The sequence below is a fragment of the Corynebacterium mastitidis DSM 44356 genome (assembly GCF_000375365.1).
GTDB classification, from domain to species: Bacteria; Actinomycetota; Actinomycetes; order Mycobacteriales; family Mycobacteriaceae; genus Corynebacterium; species Corynebacterium mastitidis.
Window position 1 is genome coordinate 233,443 of sequence record NZ_AQXB01000003.1, and the last position, 26,230, is coordinate 259,672.

The window sequence follows — 26,230 nt, forward strand, 5'->3', positions numbered from 1 at the left end:
GTGTGACGCGGTGAGCCTGCGCGGGATCGGGAGACCGAGGGGATAAATTGGCAGGGTATGAGCCCCGTGCGTTCCACCCTGCTGTTCTCCCTGGCCCTGACGCCCCTGCTTGCGGGCGCGGCCTATCTCACCATCGCTGGGCACGGCCCCGAGGAGTCGTGGTCGGCGGGCGAGGAGCCCCAGGCCGCCCCGGTGGCGGCCACCGCCCAGCTCAACGACGCCCGCCGCGCCACCATCGACGCCGGCGCCAACGCGAGCTTCCTGGCCAACGGCACGGCGCAGCTCCTCGCCGGGGTGGAGAAGTTCGAGGGCCAGGACGTGACCGGCGGCGTGGCCCAGCTCCGCGAGGGCGCCGCGCAGTTGCGCGAGGGCATGATCCAGCTTCAGGCCGCCACCGGGCAGCTCGGCCAGGGGGCCACGGAGCTTGCCGACGGCGTGGGCGGGGCCATCGACCGCGTCCTCGCCCTGGGGGCCATCCAGGGCCAGCTTGGCGAGGCCGCCACCACGCTGGACAAGGAGCTGGAGAAGTCCACCGACCCCCGCGCCCAGGATCTGCGCGGGCAGCTCGCGGACTTCAAGGCGCAGCTCGCCAACGGCGGCCTGGGCGAGGAGATGACCGCGCAGCTCACCCGCCTGCGCGACGGCTCCCGCGACCTCTCCAACCAGCTAGCCGTGCCCGGCTACGGCTTTCACGACGGCATCTACAGCGCCACCGACGGCGCCAAGCGGCTCTCCGCCGGGATGGACGAGATGAGCGGGCGCGTGGACGGGGCGCTCGAGGGCGCGGGCTCGCTGAGCGAGGGCGCCCGGAAGCTCAACGACATGGCCCAGGAGAACCGCACGCGGCTGCAGACCATCCAGCGGGCCCTGCCCGCGCCGAGCGCCGCCGGTGCGGCGGGTGCCGAGGGGACCGCCGAGGCCTCGCGGTCGGAGCTGCTGCCCACCTACGCGCTGCTCATCTCCCTGTTCGCGGCGCTCGGCGGCCTGGGGGCGGGGCTGCTGCGCCGGGCGGCGGACCGCGCGCTGGCGGCCGTGGGCGTGGCGGCCTCGGCCGGGGTGACGCTCTGGTTGCTGGGAACCTCCCTGCCGTGGGGCACCGCCCTGGCGGGCACCGGGGTGCTCGCGCTGCTCGCGCTGGCCAGCGCGGGCTTGAGCGCCGGGGTGCGCCGCGCGGCGGGAACGCGGGGCGCCCTGATCGCGGGGCTCGTGTTCTTCCTGGCCCAGGCGGGCATCGCGGGCTGGGTGTGGAAGAGCGCCATGACCAGCGACCTCTCCGCCTCCTGGACGGCGCTCGCGGCGCTGACCCCGGTGCATTACTCCACCGCCGCGCTGAGCGCCCTGAGCAACGGGGGCAGCGCGGCGCTCCTCGGGGCGGGGGTGGCGGTGCTGGCCGCCGTGGCGCTGCTGAGCGCGGCGGCCTCCTGGGCGGGGGGCCGAGGGCGGGAGCGGGGCGTCGTGGCGGCGCGGTAGCGCGCAAGGGGTCGGGATCGCGGGGATCGCGCACCGCTAAGGGGTGCCATCGGCCGCGCGCTCGTCGAGAGTCAGGCGGAGGCGGCACCCCTTCGCGCCGCGCCCGGGGCCCAGGAATGACAAAACCCGGCTGCCCGTGGGGGCAACCGGGGTGTAAAAAATGGTCGGGATAACAGGATTTGAACCTGCGACCTCCTCGTCCCGAACGAGGCGCGCTACCAAGCTGCGCCATATCCCGTGGTGCTCACAACACTCTAGTGCAGCCCGGCGAGGTTCGGCAAAACACCTGGTAAAACCGGCGGCTCGCCGCTCCGCCCCGGAGCCGTCCCAGCCCCTTCCTAGCCGCGCCGCTCCGTGATGCGCAGCAGCGTGGCCGAGGGGCGGCAGAACAGCCGCACGGGCGCGTACTTGGAGGTGCCCAGCCCATTGGAGACGTGCATGGCCATGCCCTCGAACTCGTGCAGCCCGGAGGCGCGCTCCCGGTCGATCCCGCAGTTGGTGATGATCGCCCGGCCGCCGGGCAGGCACACCTGCCCGCCGTGGGTGTGCCCGGAGAGGGCGAGCTGGTAGCCGTCGCGGGCAAAGCGGCGCAGCACGCGGGGCTCGGGGGAGTGCGCGAGCGCCAGGGCGAGGTCGGCCTCGGGGTGGGGCGCGCCGGCGATCTCCTCGTAGGAGTCGAGGTCGTGGTGGGGGTCGTCCACCCCGGCGGCGGCGATGCGCACGCCGCCCGCCTGGAACTCGTGGCGGGCCTGGTTGGCGTCCAGCCAGCCGTGCTCCAGGAAGGCCGCGCGCATGCCCCGCCAGGGCAGGTCCACGTAGGAGGGGGTGCGCTTGCCGCCCACGAGGTAGCGCAGCGGGTTCACCGGGCGGGGCGCCCAGTAGTCGTTGGTGCCGAACACGAAGAGCCCCGGGCGCTGCAGCAGCGGGCCGAGCGCGGCCAGGACGGCGGGCACGGCGCGCTGGTCGGAGAGGTTGTCCCCGGTGTTGACCACGAGGTCGGGCCGCAGCGCGTCGAGGGCGCTGACCCAGGCGATCTTGGCCCGCTGCCCCGGGATCATGTGCAGGTCGGAGACGTGGAGCAGCCGGAACTCCGGCCTGCCGCGCAGCGTTCCGGGGGGCAGCAGCGGCAGCTCGTGCTGGTGCAGTTGAAAGCGGGTGAGTTCGGTAAAACCCCAGGCCGCGGTGGCCAGTCCGGCGCCGCCGAGGGCGGTTGCGAGTTTGCTCATCGTGTGCACCCGCCTCAGCCTACCCGCCCGCCCCGGCCGGGCGTGACGCGCGCGGGTAGGTCGCGGGTAGGTTCGGAGGGTATGAGCGATATGAAAAGCACCCTGCGCGGGGACCTCAAGGAAGCCATGAAGGCGAAGGACAAGAACCGAACCGGCACCATCCGCATGCTGCTGGCCGCCATCCAGGAGGAGGAGACCAAGGGCACCAAGCGCGAGCTGGGCGACGAGGAGGTGCTCAAGGTCATCGCGCGCGAGATCAAGAAGCGCCGCGAGTCCGCCGAGGTCTACGCCGCCAACGGCCGCCAGGAGCTTGCCGACGCCGAGCTGGCGGAGGTCGAGGTCCTGCGGGGTTACCAGCCCGAGCAGCTCGACGACGCCGCCCTGGCCGCGCTGGTGGCCGAGGTGATCGCGGAGATGGACCTCGCCCCCACGATGAAGCAGATGGGCCAGGTGATGAAGCAGGCCACCGCCAGGGCCGCCGGGCGGGCCGACGGCAAGCGGCTCTCCGGGGCGGTTAAGTCTGCCCTAAGCGCTCCCGCAGGCGAGAGGTAAGCTCCTCGAGCTCCGAGGTGTCGATGGTCGGCAGGGCGGGCGGCTCGCTCGTCGCGCTGGGGCGCGGCGCCTCGGAGGTGGGGGTGGGTTGCCGGGTGGGGCGGGCGCCGTCGGAGACGTCCAGGGTGACCAGGCTGCCGGGCCGCAGGCCGTCGGGGCTGTCCACGCGCACGCCCATGACAGTGCCGCGCGGCGTCCCCTCGCCGGGCACCTGCTGGGTGTTCACGGTCAGGCCGGCGTCCTCGAGCAGGGCGCGCGCCTCGTCGTCGTCCTTGCCCGTGGCCTCGTCCACGGCGGTCTGCAGGCGGCCGCGATCGAGGTCCCGGTTGTAGTCCGGGAGGTTGCCGCCCACGGCCTGGGGGACGGCGGTGGCCCACTGGAACCAGGTATCGGCGGGCTCGTTGCCGCCGAAGAGGCTGCCCTCGCCGCACTGCTGCACGGGGCCGGTGCACAGCGGCAGGTTCTGGGTGCCGTCGTTGTAGATGTACGGGGCGGCGGAGATGTTGGAGTTAAAGCCCAGGAAGGCGGAGGACATGTGGGACTCCGTGGTGCCCGTCTTGGCGGCCACGGGGGAGCCCCAGCCCACGGCCTGCGCCGCGCGCGAGGCGGTGCCGGAGACGGCGTCCTCGGAGAGCGCCTGCATGAGGGCGTTGGCGGTCTGGGGATCCAGGACGTCCTCGCACTCGGGGCGCTCCAGGGGCACCTCGTTGCCGTCCCTATCCGTGATGGAGGCGATGGGGTTGGGCTCGCACCAGCGGCCCCCGGAGGCGATGCTGGCGCCCACGTTGGACAGCTCCAGCGCGTTGACGGCGGTGGGGCCCAGGGTGAAGGAGCCGAGGTTGTGGTCCTTCATGTAGTCCGCGATGGAGGCCTCGCCGTCGAAGCTGCCCGGCGCCGCGTAGGAGCGCAGCCCCAGGTCCACGGCGAGGTCCACCACGGGGGCCACGCCCACCTGCTGAATGAGCTGCACGAACGTGGTGTTGGGGGAGTGTGCCAGGGCGTCCTTGAGCGTCATCTGGGGGGCGTAGGTGCCCGCGTTTTCCACGCAGTAGGTGGACTCCGGGCAGTTGGGCGCGCCGCCCTCGCCCATGCCCACGGCCTCGTAGCGCGTGGGCACGTCCAGCATGGTTTCCAGCCCCATGCCGTTGTGGATGGCCGCGGCGGCGGTGAACACCTTGAACACGGAGCCCGCGCCGTTGCCCACCATGGAGGTGGGCTGCGGCATGAGGGTCTCGCCGTTCTCCGGGTCCAGGCCGTAGTTGCGCGAGGTGGTCATGGCGAGGATGTCCCGGGAGTCCGCGCCGGGGCGCACCACGTTGAGCACCTCGGCCACGCCGGGGGTGCCGGGGGAGACGTTGGCGGTCACGGTGGCGCGCGCGGCGTCCTGCACCTGCGGGTCGAGCGTGGTGCGGATGGTGTAGCCGCCCTTGGTGAGCACGTCCCTGGGCAGCCCCTTGGACTCCAGGTAGGTGAGCGCGTAGTCGCACATGAAGCCGCGATCCCCGGCGGTGATGCACCCGTTGGGCAGGGACTCGGGGTTTTCCTGCACGCCGAGGGGCTGCCGCTTGTACTCCTCGGCGCGGGCGGCGTCCAGGGCGCCGTAGGAGACCATCGCGTCGAGCACCGTGTTGCGGCGGTCGGTCACGCCCTCCGGGTTGGTGTAGGGGTCCAGGACGGAGGAGGACTGCACGATCCCGGCGAGCATCGCGGACTGCGGCACCGTGAGGTGCGCGGCGGGCACGCCGAAGTACGTGCGCGCGGCGGCCTCCACGCCAAAGCTGTTATTGCCAAAGGGCACGAGGTTGAGGTAGCGGGTGAGCACCTCGTCCTTGCTGAGGAGCTTGTCGAGGTCCGAGGCCATCCGCATCTCGCGCAGCTTGCGGGGCACGGAGGTCTCGATGGCGGCGCTGCGCTCGGCGTCGTCCTTGGCGTCCACGAAGAGCAGGTAGTTCTTGACGTACTGCTGGTTTAGGGTGGACGCGCCCTGGGCCACGCCGCCGGAGGTGAAGTTGGTGACCAGCGCGCGCATGGTGCCCTGCATGTCCACCCCCTCGTGCTCGTAGAAGCGGCGGTCCTCGATGGCCACGATGGCGTCCTTCATGGGCTGCGCGATCTGCTCCGAGGCCACCTCGTAGCGGCGCTGATCGTAGATCCAAGCTATGGGCTCGCCGGTGACGTCCGTGATGGTGGTGACGCCGGGGGCGTGGCCGTCGGTGAGGTCCGCGAGGTTGGACTCCATCGTCGTGTTGGTGCGCTGCACCGCTACCCCCGCGATGCCGGCGGCGGGGGAGAGGGCTATGGCGGAGACCACCCCGATGCTTGCGGTGGCACCGACGATGGTGGTCAGCGATTTGGCGATAGACACGTGCTCAACCCTACGCATTTTGTCCCCAAACGGGAACCCTCCCCGCCCCCGTTAATGTGATCCATTCGACATATGGTATGTCCTGTGAATACACTTACGGGCGAAGAAGTGCAGGAGTACCAAAGGAGAAAAGCGGTGACTGCCTCCCTTGTTCACGAGCCCGGCGGCCCCCTCCCCGCCACCGCGCACGAGCGCGACCAATGGATCGCGCTCGCCCAGTGCCGCGACGTCGATCCCGACGCCCTCTTTGTCACGGGGGCCGAGCAGCGCAGGGCCACGCGCATCTGCCACGGCTGCCCCGTGCTCTCCCACTGCCGCGCCGAGGCCCTAGATAATAAGGTGGAGTTCGGGATATGGGGCGGCCTGACCGAGCGGCAGCGCCGGACCCTCCTGCGCAATCACCCGGAGATCACGAGCTGGGCGGAGCACTTCGCGGCGGGCGGGGACCTTCCCGGATAGCCGCGCCCCGGCTACAGTGAGGGGCATGACAACTTGGGAATACGCCACCGTGCCACTGCTCACCCACGCCACCAAGCAGATCCTGGATACCTGGGGGGAGGACGGCTGGGAGCTCGTGTCCGTGGTGCCCGGCCCCAACCCGGAGAACGTGGTGGCCTACATGAAGCGCGAGGTGAGCTAGATGATCTCCGAGCGCCTGGCCGAGCTGGGCATCGCCCTCCCCGCCGTGGCCGCGCCCGTGGCCTCCTACGTGCCTGCCGTGCGCGTGGGTAACCAGGTGTGGACCTCCGGGCAGCTTCCCTTCGTGGAGGGCACCCTGCCCGCCACCGGGCAGGTGGGCAAGGAGGTGAGCCCGGAGGAGGCGGCCGGCTACGCGCGCACCGCGGCGCTCAACGCCCTGGCGGCCATCGACGCCCTCGTGGGCATCGATAACGTGGCCCGCGTGGTCAAGGTGGTGGGGTTTGTGTCCTCCGCCCCGGACTTCCACGGCCAGCCCCAGGTCATCAACGGTGCCTCCGAAGCGATCGGGGAGATCTTCGGCGAGGCCGGAGTGCACGCGCGCTCCGCCGTGGGCGTGGCGGAGCTGCCCCTGGACGCGCCCGTGGAGGTCGAGGTGATCGCGGAGCTGACCGCGCCGTAGGCGCGCGGGGATGGGCAGACACGCGGGCGGGCGCTAAGCTGAAAGGCATGCAGCATCCTGCCTACAGTCAGCTTCGGCCCGTCACCACATCGGCCTCTGTTGTTCTGTGCCCCAACCCCAGCTACGCGGCGTTGGAGGGCACCAATACCTGGGTCATCAAGGGCCCCGAGGATGAGCGCTCCCTCATCATCGATCCCGGCCCCGAGGATGAGGGCCACCTGAACGTTGTGCACTCCAAGGCGGGGGAGGTGGGGCTGATCGCCCTGACCCACCGGCACCACGATCACGCCGACGGCGCCCAGCGCTTCCGCCAGCTCACGGGTGCTCCCATCCGGGCCATGGACCCCGCCCACTGCCACGGCGCCGAGGCGCTGCGCGACGGCGAGGTGCTCGCTATTGAGGGGGTCACCCCCCACGTCGAGGTGGTGCACACCCCCGGCCACACGGGGGACTCCGCCTGCTTTTTCGTGTGGCCCGGCGTCCCCGGGGAGTCCACGCTGGAGGGCATCATCACCGGCGATACCATCGCGGGCCGCCACACCACCATGATCTCCGAGACGGACGGCAACCTGCGCGATTACCTCTCCTCCCTGGAGCTTCTGGAGCGGCGGGGCAAGGGCGTGCCGCTGCTGCCGGGGCACGGCCCCGACGGGGAGGACACCTCCGCCTTCGCCCGCAAGTACATCGACCGCCGCCAGTACCGCCTGAACCAGATCCGCGAGATCTGGCGGGAGCGCGGCAAGGACATCGAGCTGCGCACCCTCATCGACCTCATGTACGACGACGTCGATCCCGTGCTGCGCGGCGCCGCCGAGCAGTCCACGCGCGTGGCGCTGCGGTACCTGGAGGAGAACGCCTAACTGTCGGCGCGCTGCACGGAGGCCCCTCGGGGCCTCTTTTTCTTTGCCCGTTCTGTGCCCGCCGTTCCCGGCGCCGCGCGCTGAGGGGTGCCGGTGGCTGGCATGTGGGGCCTGCGGGCCTTCAGGCGGCACCCCTTCGGTCCGTTTCTCCTGCGGCCGACGCTGCCTGCGTATCGACGCCGCCCCGGGCGGGCCCGCCGCGCTAAGGGGTGCCACTGCGGGGGTGGGGAAGCTCGTGGGGCGCGAGGTGGCACCCCTTGGCGCCGCGCCCCGGGTCGGGGCCGGGTCGGTTTCCGGCGCGCCTCGTGTTCAACTCGAACGCCTTCTCCTCGTGCCGTTCGTCCCTCGCGCGGCCTTAGGGGTGCCACTGGGGCCCGGGGCGGGCGTCGAGACCCGCCGATGGCACCCCTTGGCGCGCCGCCGGAGCGCGCCGTGGCCGAGGTCGCGGCGCGGAGAGACGGCAAAACCCGACGCGAAAAAGCCTCCCCTGGGCGCGCGGGGCGCCGGGGAGGCTCAAGGAGAAACGGGAGTGGGTTTAGCGAGCGCGGCGGGCCAGGTGCTCGGTGTCCACGATGAGCACGGACTTGCCCTCCAGTCGAATCCAGCCGCGGTGAGCGAAGGTGGCCAGGGCCTTGTTCACGGTCTCGCGGGAGGCGCCCACGAGCTGGGCGATCTCCTCCTGGGTGAGGTCATGGTTGACGCGCAGCGCGCCGCCCTCCTGGGTGCCAAAGCGGTTGGCGAGCTGGAGGAGGGTCTTGGCCACGCGGCCGGGCACGTCGGTGAAGATGAGGTCGGCCAGCGAGGCGTTGGTGCGGCGCAGGCGGCGCGCGAGGACGCGGAGGAGCTGCTGAGCGATCTCGGGGTGCTCGTCCACCCACTGGCGCAGCATGGCGGCGTCCATGGTGGCGGTGTGGACCTCGGTGACGCACACGGCGGAGGAGGTGCGGGGACCGGGGTCGAAGATGGACAGCTCGCCGAACATGTCGGAGGGGCCCATGATGGTGAGGAGGTTCTCGCGGCCGTCCGGGGAGTGCCGGGAGAGCTTCACCTTGCCGGAGGTGATGATGTAGAGGCGGTCGCCGGGCTCGCCCTCGTTGAAGATGGTGGAGCCTCGGGTGAAGCGGGCCGTCTCCATCTCCTGGATGAGGTTGTTGACGGCCGTGGGGTCTACCCCCTGAAAGATTCCGGCTCGGGAAAGAATGTCTTGTACAACTTCCACAGTTTCTCCATTCAAGGTGCGGACGCAGAACTCCGGACCTTGTTCCTCCACGCCCAGGACGGTGGCCCTGGGCGGCTAGCAGGCGGAGTACGCCCGCCTGGTGTACTCGCGCTGATAGTGTTTATCCCGGATTGGATCTGCGCATTAACGTGAAATTGTGAACCAGCACCCACTGTACAAGGGACTTGGCGTTCCTCGCACGGCGTGCGCGACTCGACGGGCTCCCGATGGTGCCGGGCTGTGACCCGCTAACTGGAGTCTATAGGAGTTCGTAAATGGTCTATAACTAACCGGGGGTGGTGGCTTGGAACCGGCAGGGCAGTGTGGGTGAGCGAGCGCAAATACGTTTAGGGGGAGGAAAATGGCACACTGGAAAGCATGTCCGATCTCGCCCTCGTGCGCCGCGCGCGCCGCATTAATCGGGAGCTGGCGCGGGCCTATCCCGACGCCCGCTGCGAGCTGGTGTACTCCAACCCCCTGGAACTCACGGTGGCCACGGTGCTCTCGGCGCAGTGCACGGACGAGCGGGTCAACAAGGTCACCCCGGCGCTGTTTCGCCGCTGGCGCAGCGCGGAGGATTACGCCCGGGCGGACGAGTCGGAGGTCGCGGAGTACATTCGCACCACCGGCCTCTACCGCTCCAAGGCGCGCAACCTGGTGGGCATGGGGCAGGCCCTGGTGGCGCGCTTCGGCGGGGAGGTGCCCCGGGGCATGGACGACCTGGTGAGCCTGCCGGGCGTGGGCAGAAAGACCGCGCTGGTGGTGCGGGGCAACGCCTTCGGCGTGCCGGGCATCGCGGTGGACACGCACGTGGGGCGGCTGGCGCGCCGCCTGGGCCTCAGTGAGCACAAGGACCCGGTAAAGGTGGAGCGCGACCTCGCCGCCCTGATCGAGCGCCCGGAGTGGACGATGTTCTCCCACCGCATGATCTTCCACGGCCGCCAGGTGTGCAAGGCGCGCACGCCGCTGTGCGCGCAGTGCCCGGTGGCCCGTCTGTGCCCGTCTGTGCCCGTCGAGGGGGGCCGTAGATGAACAAGCACACGATGGGCTACCTCCTGGCCGTGGTGGCCGTGGCGGCCCTGCTGATCGCGGTGGTGCCGGGAATGCTGGGCGGGGAGAACCCCGGCGGTGAGCGCCCGGAGGAGCAAGCGCGGCAGGAACCGGTGCCGGAGCGCCCCGGCTGCGCCGCCCTGGGGGTGGCCGGGGTGGAGCTGGACTGCCTGGGCGCCGAGGCGGCGGCCGACGCCCCCCGGGAGCTCAGCGACGGCGCCGTGACGGTGGTCAACGTGTGGGCGTGGTGGTGCGCCCCCTGCCGCGAGGAGCTGCCGCTGATGCAGCGCCTCGCCGCCGAGCACCCGGAGTATCGGGTGGTGGGCGTCCATGCGGACCCGCAGGCCGCGCGCGGGGCCGCCCTGCTAGAGGACCTGGGGCTGGACCTGCCCAGCTTCCAGGATTCGGATAACGCGTTTGCCGCCGCCCTGAGCCTGCCCGGCGTGGTGCCGGTGACCCTCGTGGTGGTGGACGGGGAGGTGCGGTCGGTGCTGCCCAAGCCCTACGCGGACATGGAGGAGCTGGAGCGCGACGTCCGGGAGGCCGCCGCATGATCCCTCCCTGGCTGGTTCCACTGACCCGCCGGGCCCGGGAGGGCGCGGTGCCCACCCCGGGCCGCGCGGTGCGTGGCGCGCGGGGGCGTCGGGAGGCCGCCGTGCTCATGGCGCTCTCGGGAGACCCTGGGGCCGAGGCCCCGCCGCCCGACGCCGCCGTGCTGCTCACCCACCGTGCCCCCACCATGCGCTCCCACGCTGGCCAGGTGGCCTTCCCCGGCGGGCACATCGACCCGGGCGACGCCGGGCCCGTGGCGGCCGCCCTGCGCGAGGCATGGGAGGAGACCGGACTGGACAGCGCGGCGGTCACGCCCCTGGCCACGCTGCCGCCCACCAGCGTGCGCGTCAGCGGCTCGGCGGTGCATCCGGTCCTGGCCTATCGGGATTATTCTGGGGAGGCTTATCCCGCGAGCCCGGAGGAGACGGACGACGTGTTCGACGCCCCCCTGGCGGAGCTGATCGACCCCGCGCGGCGCCTCACCGTGGGGTGGCGGGGATGGTCGGGTCCGGCCTTCCGCAGCCACGGCTACCTGGTGTGGGGCTTTACCGGCGCGCTGTTGGCGGGCCTCATCGAGGCCGCCGGGTGGGAGCGCCCCTGGGCGCGGGACCGCGTGGTGGACCTGAGGGAGGCCCTGGCCGCGTCGCGGAATAACGAGAGATGAAAGGTTCGTTTTTCAAGTGAATCCCGGTGTGATGGTGGATGTGCTGGTGGCCTTCGGCTGCCTGCTCGCGCTCTTGAGCGGCTGGCGCCAGGGCGGGGTGGCCTCTTTTCTCTCCGCCGTGGGGGTGCTCTCCGGGCTGATCGCCGGGGCGGGCGTGATGCCCCTGGTGATGCCGCTGGTGGACTCGGTGGGGCTGCGCTTTCTCCTGGCGGTGGGGGTGCTGCTGCTCCTGGTGGCCCTGGGCAACTTGGTGGGCGGCCTGATCGGTTCCGCCCTGCGTGGCGGCATGAGGAGGCGCTCCTCGGTCAAGGCGGACTCCGCCCTGGGGGCGCTCTTTCAGGTGATCGTGATGCTGGTGGTGGTGTGGCTGGTTTCCATCCCGGCGGCCACAGGCCTGGGCGGCCAGATGGCGGCGGGCATTCACGGCTCGCGCGTGCTGCGGGCGGTGGACCGCGTGATGCCGGACTCCGCCGCGGGGCTGCCCGCGCGCATCTCCGCGCTGCTGTCCGATACCGGCCTGCCGCCGCTGATCTCCCCCTTTGGCCAGGGCGCCGCGCCCGAGGTGGAGCCCCCGAAGGCGCAGGTGGAGGACGCGGCGCTGGTGGAGCGGCTGCGCCCCAGCGTGGTGCACGTGATGGGCGAGGCCCCGGGCTGCCGCCGCAGGCTCATGGGCTCCGGCTTCGTGGCCGCCCCGGACTACGTCATCACCAACGCGCACGTGGTGGCGGGCACGCAGCAGGTGCGCCTGGACACCACCCTGGGCGTGCTGGATTCCCAGGTGGTGTTCTACGACCCCGAGCTGGACATCGCGGTGCTGCACAGCCCCGGCCTGGGTATCGAGCCGCTGCGCTGGGCGGAGGGCACGGCGCAGACCGGCCAGGACGCGATGGTGATGGGCTTCCCCGAGTCCGGCCCCTTCGAGGCCGCCCCGGCCCGCGTGCGCGAGGCGCTGACCATCGCGGGGCCCGATATTTACGCCTCGGGCCGCTTCAACCGGGAGGCCTACACCCTGCGCGGCTCCGTGCGGGAGGGCAACTCCGGCGGCCCGCTGCTTGACGAGCAGGGCGCGGTCTTGGGGGTTATCTTTGGCGCCTCGGTGGATCAGTCGGACACGGGCTACGCGCTCACCGCCCGGGAGGTGCAGGGGCGCGTCGGGGACCTCGCGGCGCTCACGCAGCCGGTGGACACGGGGGCCTGCGTGGCCCGCTAGGCGGGGTCGGGGCTTCTAGCCCCGGGGCGGGTCCGACTCCTCGCGCAGGAAGCCGCAGATGGCGCGCACCAGGGCCTCGGGGGCCTCCACGCTCGGTAGGTTCTTGGCTCCGGGGACGTGGGTGCGGCGGCTGCGCCGCTGGGCCTCCGGGGTGAGGCGCTGGGTGGCGCGGCGGCCCAGGTGGATCCAGAGGGGGCGGTGCGGGGTGAGCATGAGGGTGGGGGCGCTGATCTTGAGCCCCAGCCACTTTGTGGGCACGGGGGAGGTGAGCAGCCGGTTGTTGCGGCGCCGGGCGGCCAGCGTGGAGCCGATGCGGAGCGCCGTCAGTCGCAGCCCCAGGGTCTCCTCGAAGCGCGGGCTGCGGTGGAAGGCGGCGTCCGTGGAGGCGCGCAGGTGCCAGCGGAAGAAGGAGTCGCGCTGTAGCAGCAGGCGCAGCGGCAGGCGGCTGAGGCCCTTGCGCAGGAAGGTCATGGGGTGGAGCCAGGGGCGGCTGGACATGGCGCGACGCAGGTCCGTGGGGTGCGCGGCGGCCACGGCGATCAGGGCGTCAACCCGCTCGGGCGCTGCGGCGGCGGTGCACCAGGCGACGGCGCCGCCGGTGTCGGTGCCCACGAGTATCGCGGAGGAGTGCCCCAGGGCGCGGATGAGCCCGGTGACGTCGCCCACGGCGGAGCGGATGCCGTAGCCAAAGCCCGTGGGGGGCTTATCGGACATGCCGTAGCCGCGCATGTCCGCGGCGGCCACGTGGTATCCCGCCTCGGCCAGGGGGGAGAGGACGTCCTTGTAGTCGAACCACCCGCCGAAGCTGCCGTGCAGCAGCAGCACGAGGGGGTCGTGGGGGGAGCCCGCCTGGGCTACGTGGAGGCGTATCCCCCGGGTGTAGAGGAGATCGTGGCGAAACGGCCCGTCAAGCTCTACGACGCTGGGGGAGAGGGGATCTTCCGTGGCCATGAGCCTCCTTGGATAGCGCGGGGCACGAGGGGGATATGGTCGTGGGAAACCTCCCGGCGCGCGCGGCGGCGCGTCGGGAGGCGGGGAGGAGGAGCGAAAAGCGCGTGCCTAGCTGTACATCCCTCGGTCTTTGGCCTCGATCTTCTTCTGCGCGGAGCCCGGGACGAGGTTCTTCAGCTCGGAGACAGAGTCGATGGTCTTTTGCGGGGCGCCCAGGCTCTTGACCTTCTTCAGGCCCACGAGGGCGAGCACGCCCGCGGTGAGCAGCATCACGAGGAAAACGATGAGCAGGGAGGCCCAGGCGGGCAGCCAGAGGCTCAGCAGCGCCGCCAGGAACATGAAGAAGAAGAAGGTGCTGTAGAGGGCGATGGTGCCGGCGGCGCCGAAGAGGCCGCCGCCCACGGCGCCCTTCTTGACCTCGGAGGTCAGCTCGGTCTTGGCCAGCTCCAGCTCGGAGCGGAAGAGGCTCGACATCTGCGCGGTGGCGTTGCTCACCAGCGTGCCGATGGACTGCTGCCCGTTGGAGGCGTCCACGTCGCTGAGCGGGATGGCGTTCGCCTTGGGCGTGAAGTCGCTCGTGCCGTCAGTAAAAAATCCGTCTTTGTTGCTCACTTTATCTTCCTCCCAGGAGCGTGCGTCATTCTTCGCTTCTACAACAGTGTAGACGGTAGGGGTCGCGCCCATCCTATCGTGCCGTTATAGGCTGGTCGCTATGTTTGATGGGCTTCGCCGCCTCGGTGAGATCGACCCCCTGGCCCGGCGCGCCGCCGGGGACATCGCGGCGGTGCATCACCACCCCGCGAGCCTGCGTCGCTTCGAGGTCACGGCCTCGGAGTCGGCGCTGCGCGGGGCCCGCAGCGGCGCGCTGATCGACGCCCCCGTCGATGGCCCGGTCTCCGGGGCGCGGGTCCTGGAGGGGGGAGTGGGGCCCTATGCGGTGCTCGCGCCGGGGAGCGTGGAGGCGACGGTGCGCACCTGGGCGCGGGCGCCGTTGCAGGTGCTGGCCCGCCTGGACGTGCTGGCGGGGGGAACCGGGCTGCCGGGAGAGGGGGCCTCGGGGCGCCTGCGGCTGCTCGGGGAGGCGGCGAGGGCGGGCGGGGACGACGCCCTGGTGCCGCAGGTGGTGCACGCGGAGATCGCGGCTCGGGGGCTGTTCGGGCCGCGCAGCGGGGCGGTGGCGCGGGTGGCCGCCCGGGTGGCCGCGATGGCCAGCGGGCTGGACCCGAGGGGGCTGGCGGTGCCGGAGCCGTATCTGTATCGGCATAGGGCGGGGTATCGGGCGGCGCTGGACGGTTACGCATCGGGCGCGCCGGAGGGGGTATCGGCGCTGGTAGAGCTGCTGCTGTGCGCCTGGATCGACGGCGCGCGGGAGGCCGGCGCCATCGCGGATGCCGCGTGACGCGCCGGGCCTCTTGCTATTTTTTTCTCGGTATGGCATACTCGCTTGTGCAAGGCCCCGATATACTGTGTGGCCTGCCCCGGTCCGCCCCCCGAGACCGGGTTACTTGACGGCCCGCGCACACCCCCCCCGAGGCGCGGGCCGTCCCTTATGTCCGGGGTCCGTTTTCCCGCCGTGGCCAGGTCGCGCCATTACCATGTGCGAGCGGCGCGGTGGCGGTTTATCCACAGATATGCCCGGGCGCGTCATCCGGGTAGGCAGTTATGCACAGCCTCGCGGAGGGCCGGTGGGCAGCGGTGGCGTCACCCCGCACACTGGGCGGCATGAATCCTCGTGACTTTCTCATCCTGCTCGTCGTCGCCCACCCCGGGCTGCATCCGGAGGCGCTTCACATCGCCGTGGCCAGCGGCATGCGCGTGGCCGATAGCACCGATCCCGCCGAGATCGCCCGCTGCTATGCGCGTGCCACGGCCGTGATCGTGGACGACCGGGCGCGTCCGTTGCTTCCGCCGCCCCCTCCCCACGGCGGCCCGGCGGTGTACCTCGTGGGCCAGGACCCCGGCCCCGTCCCCCATGCGGCCGTGGTGGAGTGCCGCGCCGAGCGCGGGTTCGTGATCCCGGCCCAGGCCGCGGACCTCCTGCGCGCCCTTGGGCACGCGGCGCGGGCGGGCAGCCCCGCACCGGCCGCATCCGGCAGGATCATCGGGGTGATGGGGGCCGTGGGCGGCGCGGGGGCGTCCACGCTGGCCGTCGCGGTGGCCCGCCGGATGGCGCGGCAGGGCCGGTCGGTGCTGGTGGACGCCGTGGACGCCTCCGGCGGCCTGGACCTGCTCCTGGGGTGCGAGGACGCCCCCGGCGCCCGCTGGCCGGACGTGCGCATGGCGGAGGGGGCCGTGGACGTAGAGGATATGGTCGCGGCGCTGCCCGAGAGTGAGGGGGTATCGGTGCTCTCCGCCGCGCGGGGAGGCGTGGACGAGGGCTACCGGCTCGGCGGGGCGGACCTGTGCGGCGCCCTGGAGGCGGTGCGGCGCGGGCGGCTGTCCGCCGTGGTGGATCTGCCCGCTGGGGGCGAGGCGGCGGAGGAGGGCGCGCGTTCCTGCGACGAGGTGGTGCTGCTGTGCCCCGCCGAGGTACGCGCAGGGGCGCGGGCCGCCACCCTTGCCGCGCGCCTGCGCGCCGGGGGCGTTCCGGCCGGGCTGGTGGTGCGGCACCGGCAGTGGTCGAGCCTGAGCGTGGAGGACGTGCAGCGGCTGAGCGAGCTGGGCGTGGTGGCGGAGCTGCCCACCATCGCGGGGCTGGCCAAGGCCACGGAGCTGCGCGGTGTGCCCGCGCGGTTGCCCAAGGCGCTGCGCGCCGTGGCCGGAAAGATCCTGCGATGACTCCGCGAGAGGAGATCATCGAGCGGGTGCAGCGGCGGGTCGTCGAACGGGGCGGGGACGTGGGCCCCTCGGAGCTGGCCGCCGTGGTGCGCGCGGAGGCGGGGGTGATCAGCGACGTGGACGTGCTGGAGGTGCTGCGGCGGCTGCGGGACGACGCCGAGGGCGTGGGCGTGCTGGAGCAGGTGGTGGCGATCCCGGGGGTCACGGACGTGGTGGTCAACGGCCCGCGCTCCGTGTGGTTTGATCGCGGGCGCGGCATGGAGCGGGCGGCCGTGCGCTTTGAGGACGACGCCGCCGTGCGCCGCCTGGCTGCCCGCCTGGCCGTGGGGGCGGGGGCTCGGCTGGATGACGCGCAGCCCTTTGCCGACGGCCGCCTGGCCCGCGCCGACGGCACCAGCATCCGCTTCCACGCGGTGCTCAGCCCGCCCGCGTGCGGGGGAACGTGTCTGAGCCTGCGGGTGCTGCGCCAGGCGCGGCTGAGCGTGGGGCAGCTGATCGAGGCCCAGACGCTGCCGCCGGAGGCGGCGGAGATCCTGCGGCTGATGGTGCGCCGCCGCTGGGCCTACCTGGTGGTGGGCGGGACGGGGTCGGGCAAGACAACCCTGCTGTCCGCCCTGCTCGCGGAGGTGCCCGCCGAGGAGAGGCTGTTGTGCATCGAGGACACCGCCGAGCTAGCACCCCGGCACCCGCACGTGCTGAGCCTGGTGGCGCGCGGGGATAACGTCGAGGGGCGCGGCCGGATCACGCTGGCGGACCTGGTGCGCCAGGGGCTGCGCATGCGTCCGGACCGGATCGTGGTGGGGGAGATCCGGGGCGCGGAGATCGCGGACCTGTTTTCCGCGCTCAACACCGGGCACGAGGGCGGGGCGGGGACGCTGCACGCGAACTCCCTGGCGGAGGTCCCGGCGCGCGTCGAGGCCCTGGCCGCGCTGGGCGGGCTGGGCAGGCAGGCGGCGCACAGCCAGTGCGCCGCGGCGGTGAAGATGGTGCTCGCCATGCGCAAGGGCGCGGGCGGCGGGCGGGTGCTCTCCCAGATCGGAGCGGTGGAGCAGGCGCCCTCCGGGCTGATCCGGGTGCGCGAGCTGTGGCGGGCGGGCGCTCGGGTGCCCGAGCGCTCCGCCGTGGAGGAGGCCGTGGGATGGTAGCGCACTTTCTTGCGGGCCTCGGCGGGGCGCTGCTCGTCTGCGCACCTTCGCCCGACGGGCGCGTGGCGGCGGTAGGGCGGTCCCGCCCGCGCTGGTTGGCCGCGCGGTGGGTTATCCCCGGGGCGGCGGCGCTGGCCGTGGTGGTCGGCGGCGTGGTGCCCCCGAGCGTGGCGCTCTCCGTGGCAATGGTGGCGGGGGCCTCGTGGGTCATCGTGCGCGCGCGGCTGCGCGACAGGCGCGCGCAGCGGCAGCGGCGCTGTGTTGTGGACGTGATGGGCCTCGTGCTCCACCAGCTTCGCAGCGGGGCGCAACCCGCCCCGGCGCTGCGGGACGCCGCGCGCCGCGAGGAGCGCCTGGAGGCCGAGGTGCGGGCGGGCCTGCGGGCCGTGGCGGCGGGGATGGAGCCCACGCCGGGGTCCGTGCGCCTGGTGCCCGAGCTCGCGGTGCTGCATCGGCTGTGGGAGGCCGCCCAGGACCGGGGCGTCTCCCCGGTCCCCTTGCTGGAGCACCTGCGCGCCGCCACGGAGCGGGCCATGCGGCATCGCTGCGCCACCCGGGCGCGCCTGGTGGGGCCGCAGTCCGCGGCGGTGGTGCTCAGCCTCCTGCCCCTGGCGGGGGTGGCCCTGGGCACGGCGATGGGAGCCCGGCCCGTGGCCCTGCTGCTCGGGGGCGGGCTCGGCGGGGTGCTGCTGCTCTCCGGCACGGCCCTGATCTCGCTGGGAGCGCTGTGGTCGTACTGGCTCATCGAGCGCGCGGGAGGGCAGCGATGATGACCCTGGTGCTCGCGGCGCTCGCGCTGCTCATCGCCCCGCTGGGCGTTCGCACGGATCGGCTGCACGCCCAGCGGGCCGCCACCCGCCCCCGCGACGGCCCGGGCGCGGCGGCGCTGCGCCGCGTGACGGGGAGGCTGCGGCGGCGATTCCCGGCGGGGCCCGGGGGCACCCCGGAGGAGGCGGCCAGGGACATCGACCTGTACGCCGCCTGCGTCGCCGGGGGATTAAACCCCGCGCAGGCCGCCGCCGTGGTGTCCCGGTGCGCGCAGGCCGCCGCCGTGGTGTCCCGGTGCGGGCGGGCTAGCGCCCGGGAGGCGTGGCGCAGCGTCGCCTGCCTCCTTGCGATGGGCGTGCCGCCGGAGCGGGCGTGGCGCGACGCCGCACCCGTGCCCGGCATGGCGGACCTGGCGCGCCTGGCGTGCCACTCCCACCACAGCGGGGCGCGCTTCGCCCAGGCTGCGGCGGAGATCGCCGAGCGCCTGCGCGAGCAGGGGGAGGACCGGGCCACGGCCACCGCCGAGCGCGCGGGCGTGCTCATCGCGGTACCCCTGACGCTGTGCTTTCTCCCGGCGTTCTTCCTGCTGGGGCTGGCACCCGTGGTCATCGGCGTGGCCCGGGAAATTATGTAGGAAATAAAAGGGACTTATATACTTGAGTCACCTATGACTGGCAAGTCATAGTCGTGTACACAGCTTTGCTCAGCGGATACTCCCCCTTAACTACTTGCCGTTCTCCTACTCTGTCGATTCGGGGATACGGTCGCCGTGGTAGAGGTAGCGCAGCGAGCTTATGAGGTGGGGATCGTAGTGGTGAGGTACATACCCGTGAGTGTGAGCGTCGGATTTTACTACAAATGGTGGCTGTGTACAAGAACGAGGAGAGGTCCCCTTGGAGGAAGGACCATAAGGCGGAGGTCGCTTCGGCGGTGGTGAAGACATTGAGCTGTCTGTCAGCACTGTTCTGTTTGCGCCTCGAAAGAGCGAACGGACCCTCAGTCACGTATCTGGGGAGTCCATCGGCACTGTCGGCAACGAATTTAGCAAAAGTCTCCGGCGTTAAGCCCCCGGCGGCTATAACGGCGTTACTTTTCTCAATGGATTACCTACTACCGACTAGCGGGACACCTATAATCCGGAGCAGAGGAAGGATTTACCTTCTCAGCATGACTGATGGCCTTAGAAATCTCAGCCGCTGTTATCTCGTTGATTGCAGTGAGATCTTCTAAGACAGATCGGCCCACTTCGCGCCCTAGTAGCGTCGGATTGAACCCGTCGGCCGAGGAGACCTCATGAGCTAAATGTCGGAAAACGAGCACATCTTCATAGACAAGAGCGCCGTAGCGGCTTCGGAACTTGCGTTCATGTTTCCCAATCAGTTCAAGATTACCGGACCCTACCGCCATCTCGTACACGATCCTTGAGTTGGGAATAGCAGACCCCCGAACACTGGACTCGCGGCCAACAACCCATATTGAGACACCGCCGTCTTTCACAACACGTAAGCCCTCACGTATGGCTAGACCAATATCTTGTGCATACTGGATCACGGTGAGGAAACGATTCTGACGATGCTTTCTATTTGACCCAAATTCAGCTCGCGCTGCCGGTAAAACCCGGTGACCAAGCAGTTCAACAGCCTTACGATAATTTTGATGATAGTTGAATACATTTACGTACGGAGGAGAGGTCAGAATTGTTCCCACTTGTCCATCAGGGAGCGAGACTGACCTCGAATCGCCCAGCTGAATAGAAATTTTGGGTCCCAGCTCTGGCAGACTTCTGACTAAGTTCGATATGACTATTAGTGCGCGATCAAAATTTCGCTTCGATACCGCGTCGCCATTCTTGAGTGTAAGGAGAAACAAGGCCCTTGCGATGAGAGATTCTGATGGATCCTCGCACTCCATTACTGCATTTAGAAAGCCAGCAGTGTCACCATCTCGATTAACACAGTCACCCAATCTCGAGACTACATCGTTGAGTGCCTCTTCTCTTATACTCGGGTCGAATCCGACCAGAAGATACAGGCTGGCAAGAATCTGGGCCGCCGGGTTTACCTCGACTCCGTGACTCGGAAGTCCCAGGCGTGCCGACTCGATTAACGTGGTTCCGCTCCCGCAAAAAGGATCAAGTACCAAACCGTCTTCAGAATATGCCCCAAGGAGAGCCTCGACCAACTCAGGACTGAACTGCCCGCGCCACGGAAGTGAATTAACACGTCGCCCATTCTCGATGTCAAGACGGTTCTGTGGAATCTTGTCGTAGGAGAACATAATCTGAGAGTAAAAATCAGCGTTAGCTGTTATCATCAGAAGTAGCCTCGTTTGACTGCTTCTGAAAGGTCAGCTGTCTGATCCTGGAGGATCGTTCGGACCTTGTGAACGAATCGCAAGACAACATCCGACCTCACTGGAGCTTCCCGGAGACGAGCCACATAGTCAGCACGATTCTCTCGTCGATATAGAGCGTCGCCGTAATTCTTCCGGTTTTGAGATGTCGTTCTCTTACCACGCAAGATGAGAACTTCGTTGATATCCGTTCCGGCAGAGCTGATAGGAGTCATATCCAAGTACTCACAGATCAAGAAATAGTGCGAACCGGGTACAGCAACTGTGAGATCATGACTTGTAGCCATAGCCTCCTGGAACATCGTCTTGTCGAGGTTTGTTTTGAGTTCCGCCGCGATGTAGGCAACGTATGTTGCTACCTGATCAGTAGCCGATGAGTCAAACGTGGCGCTAAATGATGCTTTCATGTACGCCGGTCGTCCAATTGTGAAGTCTTGATCCTTGCTTCGGACGACCAAGCCTGGTCGTCCAGTGTTATCTGTCAGAACGGATCGGAAATGAGTTGCCGCAAACGCTTTAGCTGGCCCAACCACCAGGTCGATGTCGTCCAGTTCCGGCATGATCGCCGGGTCAACAAGCCACGGGAACCATTCTTCGAGTACCGAGTTATCGAGTTTCAGCTGCCCTTTTTGTCGGTACAGGAACGATTCGCTACTGTCCCAAATAAGATCGACCTCGATCTTCTCCTTGTAGGTGTTGAGTAGTTTTACAAGTTCCTGAACCTTCGCTTCGCCCACTGAAGTCAAACTGGACATATCCTCAATCCACCGGCTGTAATGCTGGATGAGGGATTTGACCCTCGGTAAATCCGAACTCGGAAGTTTCGAGTTGTTGATGAGCTCGCGCAACTTGTCCCCATGCGGCGTAGGGCGGTGATACCGTTTCTCTGCAGCTTCCTGAACGGGAATCGTTTCTTCGAAAGCGCTATCGCCTTTGATCAATGTGTCTCGCTTCATTTCTTACCTCCAGACGCTGCACTGAAATAGAATTCGGCCACGTTACTGCCGTTCATTACGTATTTCTCCCTCCTGACGGACCTTATCAGCAGAAAATTTTCCTGATGTTACTCTGGTGTCACGTAGCATGGTCTGGGTCTGTCCCGTTTGTATTTCCGCTCATGCTCTTCACTTTTCTATGACCTGCTTGTATGTGATTCTTGTTCCTACCATTACTGCCAGCGCATCGACTACCTGTTGTTCTAGGCTCATGCGGCAACGGGAGAGTCGGAAGCTAAACTCCGCCAGGTAACGCTGAAGGTGAGTGATGCTCACGACATGGTACACGCCTACGATGCCGCGTTTGAGCACAGACCACACCGACTCAATGCCGTTGGTGTGAATCATGCCATCGACAAACTGTTTTGCGGAGTGATTGACGCTGCTGTGGTTGCCCCATCCTCGGTAGGCGGGGTGCTCATCACTGTAGAGGATTGTCTCCCGGTCAATGGTGCTGGTGAGAAAATCCATGATCGTGGCAGTAGTCGTATCCGGTAGATGCTTGGCCGTCACCTTGCCTTCACGGGTGCGTACACCCACGACAGCAGCTTTCCCCTTGGGCCCGCGACCATCATGATTCTTCCTGGACTCATGCTTGTTGCGTTCCTTGCCGCCAATATAAGTTTCATCTGCTTCTACCACACCTGTAAACAGATCAAGGGCTTCTGCTTCGCACGCAGCGCGCAGGCGTTGCAGCATGAACCATGCAGACTTCTGAGTCACACCAATCTGGTGAGCCAACTGCACCGAACTTATCCCTTTACGGGAGGATACGAACAGATAGACCGCGAAAATCCACTTATGCAAACCAATATGAGAGCGCTCCATCACCGTCCCTGTGCGCACAGTAAACTCCGCCCGGCACGCAGACTCCCTACACCGGAAATACCCAGGGCGAGACTCAAGCACATACGGAGTCCTCACCACCCCACACACAGGACACGCGTCCGGGAGTCGATCCTCACCCCAGCGCTGAGCCTCCAAGAACACCCGCGCTGCCTCTTGGTTAGGGAACCGCTCAAACAAGTCAATCAGACTCAACTGCTTCATGGAGCTAAGGTTATTCAACAGCTAGTGGTGAGTCAAGTATATAAGTCCCAAATAAAACCTGTAAGGCAAAAAGGAAAGGATACTCGCAATGCATTTCATCGTGCTTTTTCTACGGAACATGGCGGTAAGGATCGGGCGCGAGGGCGCACGGATTGGTCGCAGCGAGGAGGGACTGAGCACCATCGAGTACGCGATGGGCACCCTGGCCGCCGCCGCGCTGGCTGCCGTGCTGTACGCGGTGGTCAACAGCTCGGCGGTCTCCGACGCGATCCAGGGGATCATCACCGATGCCCTCAACAACGCGCCGCGCTAGGCAGATCGCGCGCCGGCGCCTCGGTGATCGGGGTTCGGTGACGGTGGAGGCCGCCGTGGGGATCGGGGCGCTCGTCGGGGTGTTCGCGCTGGTGATCGCGGGCGTGCTCACGGTCGCCGCGCAGGTCTCGGCGGTGGACACCGCCGGGGCGGCCGCCCGGGAGCACGCCATAGGCGGAGCCACCGCGTCCCCGTCGCGGGGCCGGGTGGAGGTGACCGAGTCCGGCGGTAAGGTGACCGCCCGGGCCGAGATACCGGCCCCCTTCGGTGTGCGCCGCGCGCAGGCGGTCTACCCCGTGGAGGCCGGGGGAACGCCGCAGTAGGGGGAGGTGAACGCATGGGGCGAGGCCCTCGCCGGGAGGGGCGAACGGGAGAGGAGGGGTACGCCACGGTGGTCGCGGCGGTGCTCAGCGCCGGTGTGGTGGGCATCGCGGCCACGGCGATGTTTGCCGCCGGGAACACCCTGGCGCACCACCGGGCCCAGGTGGCCGCGGACATGGCCGCCGTGGCGGGTGCGCACCGCGCGTGGGCGGGCGGGGACGCCTGCGCCGTCGCGGAGGGCGCCGCGCGCGATAACGAGGCGGAGGTGGTGGAGTGCCGCCGGGAGGCGGCGGACGTGGTGGTCACGGTCGCCCTGCGGGGGCGGCGGGCCATGGCGCGCGCCGGGCCGCTGTGAGCAACCGGGCCGGGCGCCCGGGCGCGGCGCAGCCGGGCGGGGCGGCTAGTCGGCCTCCGTCCGCCGCACGGTCAGGCGCACCAGGGCGCCCAGGAGGCGAACGGCGCCCCGCTTGCTTAAGGGTTGGTTGCCGTTACCGCACTTGGGCGACTGCACGCAGGAGGGGCACCCGTCCTCGCAGGGGCAGGAGCGCACGGCGTCGAAGGTCGCGGCGATCCAGGAGGCGAAGTTCTCAAAGCCGCAGTCGGCAAACCCCGCGCCGCCGGGGTGCCCGTCGTAGACGAACACCGTGGGCAGCCCGGTATCGGGGTGCTCGGTGGTGGACAGGCCGCCGATGTCCCAGCGGTCGCAGGTGGCCAGCAGGGGCAGCATGCCGATGGCGGCGTGCTCCGCCGCGTGCAGCGCGCCGGGCTGCTCGGCGGGAGGTATCCCGATGCCCTCCAGCAGGGCCGGGTCCAGGGTGTATGCCACGGCGCGGGTGGTCAGGGAGTGCGCGGGCATGCTCAGCGGCACGGTATCGAGCAGGGTGCCGTCGGGGCGGCGCACCACATACCCCACCACCTGGCTGGTCACCTCCACGTCCAGCGCGCTCAGGCTCACCCCGGGCGCGGTGGAGTCGGGGGCGGCTGAGGGGTCCGGGAGCATTCCCAGGTCGTGGCGGGCCACGGGGTCCCCGAGGACGCGCACGGTGGTCGTGGTGCGGGCGAAGGTGGTGTAGTCGGCGTCGGTGGGGCGCACCAGCGCCACGGCGTCGTCGAGAAGCAGGTCCTCGACCATGTAGGTCTCGCCCTGATGCAGGTAGATCGCGCCGGGGTGCACCTGGGCGGGGGCGCGCAGGGCGTCGATGGTGCCCAGGAGGCGGCCGTCGCTGGCGTCCGCGATGAGCACGTCCCCGCCGGGCTCCCCGCGCAGCCCCAGCGCGCCGTGGGCCGTGGCGGCGTCATCGCCCACGGCGAACCACCCGCGGGGGCGGTGGCGCAGCAGGCCCTCGCGCTCCAGCTCCGTGGCCACCTCCTGCGCCTCGAAGTCCTCGACGTCGCGGTCGGTCAGCGGCAGCTCCACGGCGGCGCAGTAGAGGTGATCGCGCAGGACGTGCGGGTTGTGGGGGTTGAACACGGACCGCTCCAGGGGGCGGCCCAGCAGGGCCTCGGGGTGGTGCACCAGGTAGGTGTCCATCGGATCGTCGCGGGCCACGAGCACCACGGTGGACTCCTGGCCGCGCCTCCCGGCGCGCCCGGCCTGCTGCCACAGGGAGGCCACGGTGCCGGGGAATCCCGCGGTGACCACGGCGTCGAGCCCGCCGACGTCGATGCCCAGCTCCAGGGCGTTGGTGGTGGCCACCCCCAGCAGCTTCCCGGAGTCCAGCTGGCGCTCCACCGCGCGGCGGTCCTCCGCGAGGTAGCCCGCGCGGTAGGGGCGCACCCGCCGCGCGGCCAGGGGTTTGCCCATGAGCACCAGCTCCTCGGCGGCGCGCATCGCCACGGACTCGGCGGCGCGGCGGGAGCGCACGAAGGTGAGGGTGCGCGCGCCCTGGGCCACGAGGGCGGCCATGAGCCCCGCAGCCTCGGAGGTCGCGGCGCGGCGCACGGGGGCGTGGTTTTCCCCGGCGGCCTCGTCTCGGGGCAGGAAGCTGGGCTCCCAGAGCACCACGGTGCGCGCCCCGCTGGGGGAGGCGTCGTGGGTGACGGCGCGCACGGGCAGGCCGGTGAGCCGCCGTGCGTGTTGGGCGGGATCGGCCGAGGTGGCGGAGGCCAGGATGACGGTGGGCCGCGAGCCGTAGTGGGCGGCGATGCGGCGCAGGCGGCGCAGCACCAGCGCGACGTGGGCGCCAAAGACGCCCCGGTAGGTGTGGCATTCGTCCACGATCACGTAGCGCAGCCGCCGCCACAGCCGGGCCCAGCGCGGGTGGTGGGCGAGCATGGAGGAGTGCAGCATGTCCGGGTTGCTCACGATCAGGCGGGAGGAGTCGCGGATGCCGGAGCGCGCCTCGGCGGGGGTGTCGCCGTCGTAGGGGGAGGGGTGGACGCCGCGCAGGGCGTCGATGGAGCCGCAGAGGCGGCGCAGGGTGTGGAGCTGATCGGAGCCGAGCGCCTTGGTGGGGGTGAGGTAGAGGGCGCAGGCGGCGGGGTCCTCGCCCAGGGTGGTGAGCACGGGCAGCAGATACCCCAGGGACTTCCCGGAGGAGGTGCCGGTGGACATGACCACGTGGTGGCCCGCCCGCGCGGCCTCGGCGGCCTCCACCTGGTGGGCGTAGAGCGCGCGCACCCCGTCCCCCTCGAGGTGCTCCCGCAGCTCGGGCAGCACCCACGAGGGCCACGGGCCGTAGCGGGCGGGGCGCGCCGGGATGGTGGAGGAGTGCGTGCAGCGGGAATCCGGGAAGGCGGCGCGGAGCGCGTCGAGGAGTTCCGCCCCCAGGGGTGACGGTGGCGCCATGGGTATGGGTTACCCCCTTTTGAGGTTAATCGGTAGCGGCGTGGCCTGGGACTTTCCCGTTCTAGCCCTCCGATACTATCGCGGGAGCGTAAAACATGACACACTCGTAGGTGGTCGCAGTTTCTGTGCGCAGTGTGTAGGCGCTCGCAGGAGATGAACATGCGGGCGCCCAGGAACGCCTCTGGTGCTGGGTGGTTTGATGAGACCCTTTCCTGCCGGTTCGGTAGCGTTCCGGCATCGCATCAATTTTTAAGAGAAGGTTGCACAACATGGCACAGGGAACTGTTAAGTGGTTTAACGCGGAGAAGGGCTTTGGCTTCATCGCCCCCGAGGACGGCTCCGCCGACGTCTTTGTTCACTACTCCGAGATCCAGGGCAACGGCTTCCGCACCCTGGAGGAGAACCAGCGCGTGGAGTTCGAGGTGGGCGAGGGCGCCAAGGGCCCCCAGGCTCAGCAGGTGCGCGCTCTCTAAAGAGGGAACGCCAGCGCGGTGAAAGGGCCG

General features: G+C 69.6%; 28 protein-coding genes, 1 tRNA gene and 1 pseudogene. 19 read left to right on the forward strand and 11 right to left on the reverse strand.

All coding sequences use genetic code 11. From position 1 onward, the window contains the following. Positions 1–57: 57 nt before the first annotated feature. Positions 58–1,470 carry a hypothetical protein gene (locus B140_RS12020; RefSeq protein ID WP_018118284.1) on the forward strand — a complete coding sequence of 471 codons (1,413 nt, stop codon included), beginning with the start codon at positions 58–60 and terminating at the stop codon, positions 1,468–1,470. Positions 1,471–1,631: 161 nt separating this feature from the next. On the opposite strand, the gene B140_RS0105165 is transcribed toward B140_RS12020, so the two are convergent. Continuing rightward, positions 1,632–1,708 (reverse strand) — tRNA-Pro (locus tag B140_RS0105165). Positions 1,709–1,808: 100 nt separating this feature from the next. Beyond that, positions 1,809–2,696 (reverse strand): metallophosphoesterase, encoded by an 888-nt coding sequence (locus B140_RS0105170; protein ID WP_018118285.1) that lies wholly within the window; start codon positions 2,694–2,696, stop codon positions 1,809–1,811. 81 nt (positions 2,697–2,777) lie between these two features. Between B140_RS0105170 and B140_RS0105175 the strand changes: the two genes are divergently transcribed. Continuing rightward, the gene (locus tag B140_RS0105175; RefSeq protein WP_026166013.1) at positions 2,778–3,248 is read left to right on the forward strand and encodes a GatB/YqeY domain-containing protein; all 471 of its coding nucleotides are present in this window, start codon (positions 2,778–2,780) and stop codon (positions 3,246–3,248) included. Here B140_RS0105175 and B140_RS0105180 read toward each other — a convergent pair. Further along, complete coding sequence (locus tag B140_RS0105180) at positions 3,211–5,631, reverse strand: transglycosylase domain-containing protein (protein ID WP_051069246.1); 2,421 nt, start codon at positions 5,629–5,631, stop codon at positions 3,211–3,213. The genes B140_RS0105175 and B140_RS0105180 overlap by 38 nt on opposite strands. A gap of 117 nt (positions 5,632–5,748) precedes the next feature. Between B140_RS0105180 and B140_RS12025 the strand changes: the two genes are divergently transcribed. Genes B140_RS12025 through B140_RS0105200 form a run of 4 tightly spaced genes read left to right on the forward strand, consistent with a single transcriptional unit; the run spans position 5,749 to position 7,572 of the window. Further along, positions 5,749–6,072, forward strand: coding sequence for a WhiB family transcriptional regulator (locus tag B140_RS12025; protein ID WP_018118288.1), 324 nt, complete (start codon positions 5,749–5,751; stop codon positions 6,070–6,072). A gap of 25 nt (positions 6,073–6,097) precedes the next feature. Next, positions 6,098–6,253, forward strand: a complete 156-nt coding sequence (gene sp36, locus B140_RS13720) for a Sp36 family protein (RefSeq protein WP_169332520.1) — start codon at positions 6,098–6,100, stop codon at positions 6,251–6,253. Continuing rightward, the gene (locus B140_RS0105195; protein ID WP_018118290.1) at positions 6,254–6,712 is read left to right on the forward strand and encodes a RidA family protein; all 459 of its coding nucleotides are present in this window, start codon (positions 6,254–6,256) and stop codon (positions 6,710–6,712) included. A gap of 47 nt (positions 6,713–6,759) precedes the next feature. Next, a complete protein-coding gene (locus B140_RS0105200) occupies positions 6,760–7,572 on the forward strand; it encodes an MBL fold metallo-hydrolase (RefSeq protein WP_026166014.1) in 813 nt (270 codons plus the stop codon). Positions 7,573–8,107: 535 nt separating this feature from the next. Here B140_RS0105200 and glxR read toward each other — a convergent pair. Beyond that, positions 8,108–8,791, reverse strand: coding sequence for a CRP-like cAMP-activated global transcriptional regulator GlxR (gene glxR / locus B140_RS0105205; protein ID WP_026166015.1), 684 nt, complete (start codon positions 8,789–8,791; stop codon positions 8,108–8,110). A 378-nt stretch (positions 8,792–9,169) separates the two neighbouring features. Here glxR and nth point away from each other — a divergent pair, with 378 nt between their 5' ends. The 4 genes from nth to B140_RS0105225 are packed head-to-tail and all read left to right on the forward strand — an operon-like array spanning position 9,170 to position 12,267. Then, positions 9,170–9,823 carry an endonuclease III gene (gene nth, locus B140_RS12030; protein ID WP_018118293.1) on the forward strand — a complete coding sequence of 218 codons (654 nt, stop codon included), beginning with the start codon at positions 9,170–9,172 and terminating at the stop codon, positions 9,821–9,823. Further along, the gene (locus B140_RS0105215; protein ID WP_026166016.1) at positions 9,820–10,395 is read left to right on the forward strand and encodes a TlpA disulfide reductase family protein; all 576 of its coding nucleotides are present in this window, start codon (positions 9,820–9,822) and stop codon (positions 10,393–10,395) included. The genes nth and B140_RS0105215 overlap by 4 nt, the downstream gene beginning before the upstream one ends. Then, the gene (locus tag B140_RS0105220; protein WP_018118295.1) at positions 10,392–11,057 is read left to right on the forward strand and encodes an NUDIX hydrolase; all 666 of its coding nucleotides are present in this window, start codon (positions 10,392–10,394) and stop codon (positions 11,055–11,057) included. Before B140_RS0105215 ends, B140_RS0105220 begins: the two co-directional genes overlap by 4 nt. A 31-nt stretch (positions 11,058–11,088) precedes the next feature. Continuing rightward, complete coding sequence (locus B140_RS0105225) at positions 11,089–12,267, forward strand: MarP family serine protease (RefSeq protein WP_018118296.1); 1,179 nt, start codon at positions 11,089–11,091, stop codon at positions 12,265–12,267. A gap of 15 nt (positions 12,268–12,282) precedes the next feature. Here B140_RS0105225 and B140_RS0105230 read toward each other — a convergent pair whose 3' ends face one another. Together B140_RS0105230 and B140_RS0105235 are read right to left on the reverse strand one after the other, a co-directional pair. Beyond that, a complete protein-coding gene (locus B140_RS0105230) occupies positions 12,283–13,218 on the reverse strand; it encodes an alpha/beta fold hydrolase (RefSeq protein ID WP_018118297.1) in 936 nt (311 codons plus the stop codon). A 108-nt stretch (positions 13,219–13,326) separates the two neighbouring features. After that, positions 13,327–13,830 carry a phage holin family protein gene (locus tag B140_RS0105235; RefSeq protein ID WP_018118298.1) on the reverse strand — a complete coding sequence of 168 codons (504 nt, stop codon included), beginning with the start codon at positions 13,828–13,830 and terminating at the stop codon, positions 13,327–13,329. Between the two features lie 100 nt (positions 13,831–13,930). On the opposite strand from B140_RS0105235, the gene B140_RS14535 reads away from it, so the two are divergent. From B140_RS14535 to B140_RS0105260, 5 genes are all read left to right on the forward strand, one after another. Next, positions 13,931–14,617 carry a hypothetical protein gene (locus B140_RS14535; protein ID WP_018118299.1) on the forward strand — a complete coding sequence of 229 codons (687 nt, stop codon included), beginning with the start codon at positions 13,931–13,933 and terminating at the stop codon, positions 14,615–14,617. A gap of 323 nt (positions 14,618–14,940) precedes the next feature. After that, positions 14,941–15,996: a septum site-determining protein Ssd gene (ssd, locus tag B140_RS0105245; RefSeq protein ID WP_018118300.1), complete on the forward strand. Its 1,056-nt coding sequence runs from the start codon at positions 14,941–14,943 to the stop codon at positions 15,994–15,996. Then, the gene (locus tag B140_RS0105250) at positions 15,993–17,141 is read left to right on the forward strand and encodes a TadA family conjugal transfer-associated ATPase (protein WP_018118301.1); all 1,149 of its coding nucleotides are present in this window, start codon (positions 15,993–15,995) and stop codon (positions 17,139–17,141) included. The genes ssd and B140_RS0105250 overlap by 4 nt, the downstream gene beginning before the upstream one ends. Then, complete coding sequence (locus B140_RS0105255; RefSeq protein WP_018118302.1) at positions 17,135–17,911, forward strand: hypothetical protein; 777 nt, start codon at positions 17,135–17,137, stop codon at positions 17,909–17,911. Before B140_RS0105250 ends, B140_RS0105255 begins: the two co-directional genes overlap by 7 nt. Beyond that, positions 17,908–18,543, forward strand: coding sequence for a type II secretion system F family protein (locus B140_RS0105260; RefSeq protein WP_026166019.1), 636 nt, complete (start codon positions 17,908–17,910; stop codon positions 18,541–18,543). The genes B140_RS0105255 and B140_RS0105260 overlap by 4 nt, the downstream gene beginning before the upstream one ends. Positions 18,544–19,019: 476 nt before the next feature. On the opposite strand, the gene B140_RS13300 is transcribed toward B140_RS0105260, so the two are convergent. The 4 genes and pseudogenes from B140_RS13300 to B140_RS14320 all read right to left on the reverse strand — a co-directional run. Continuing rightward, a complete protein-coding gene (locus B140_RS13300; RefSeq protein ID WP_169332521.1) occupies positions 19,020–20,186 on the reverse strand; it encodes a DNA methyltransferase in 1,167 nt (388 codons plus the stop codon). 35 nt (positions 20,187–20,221) lie between these two features. Then, entirely contained in the window at positions 20,222–21,217 is a 996-nt protein-coding gene (locus B140_RS13305; RefSeq protein WP_083912241.1) for a Bpu10I family restriction endonuclease, read from the reverse strand. Between the two features lie 168 nt (positions 21,218–21,385). Further along, positions 21,386–22,084: an IS1595 family transposase gene (locus B140_RS13310; RefSeq protein WP_244874393.1), complete on the reverse strand. Its 699-nt coding sequence runs from the start codon at positions 22,082–22,084 to the stop codon at positions 21,386–21,388. Positions 22,085–22,123: 39 nt separating this feature from the next. Then, a pseudogene (locus tag B140_RS14320) lies at positions 22,124–22,306 on the reverse strand (transposase); the annotation flags it as partial. 118 nt (positions 22,307–22,424) lie between these two features. Between B140_RS14320 and B140_RS0105270 the strand changes: the two are divergent. The 3 genes from B140_RS0105270 to B140_RS0105280 are packed head-to-tail and all read left to right on the forward strand — an operon-like array spanning position 22,425 to position 23,294. Beyond that, positions 22,425–22,619, forward strand: coding sequence for a DUF4244 domain-containing protein (locus tag B140_RS0105270; protein ID WP_026166021.1), 195 nt, complete (start codon positions 22,425–22,427; stop codon positions 22,617–22,619). Beyond that, on the forward strand, positions 22,594–22,941 hold the full coding sequence (locus tag B140_RS0105275; protein ID WP_051069247.1) for a hypothetical protein: 348 nt from the start codon (positions 22,594–22,596) through the stop codon (positions 22,939–22,941). Before B140_RS0105270 ends, B140_RS0105275 begins: the two co-directional genes overlap by 26 nt. 14 nt (positions 22,942–22,955) lie before the next feature. Then, positions 22,956–23,294: an Rv3654c family TadE-like protein gene (locus B140_RS0105280; RefSeq protein ID WP_051069248.1), complete on the forward strand. Its 339-nt coding sequence runs from the start codon at positions 22,956–22,958 to the stop codon at positions 23,292–23,294. Positions 23,295–23,339: 45 nt separating this feature from the next. Here the strand turns inward: B140_RS0105280 and B140_RS0105285 are convergent, their stop codons facing one another. Further along, positions 23,340–25,727 carry a DEAD/DEAH box helicase gene (locus tag B140_RS0105285; protein WP_018118308.1) on the reverse strand — a complete coding sequence of 796 codons (2,388 nt, stop codon included), beginning with the start codon at positions 25,725–25,727 and terminating at the stop codon, positions 23,340–23,342. Positions 25,728–25,996: 269 nt separating this feature from the next. Between B140_RS0105285 and cspE the strand changes: the two genes are divergently transcribed. Continuing rightward, on the forward strand, positions 25,997–26,200 hold the full coding sequence (gene cspE, locus B140_RS0105290; RefSeq protein ID WP_018118309.1) for a transcription antiterminator/RNA stability regulator CspE: 204 nt from the start codon (positions 25,997–25,999) through the stop codon (positions 26,198–26,200). Positions 26,201–26,230: the final 30 nt, after the last annotated feature.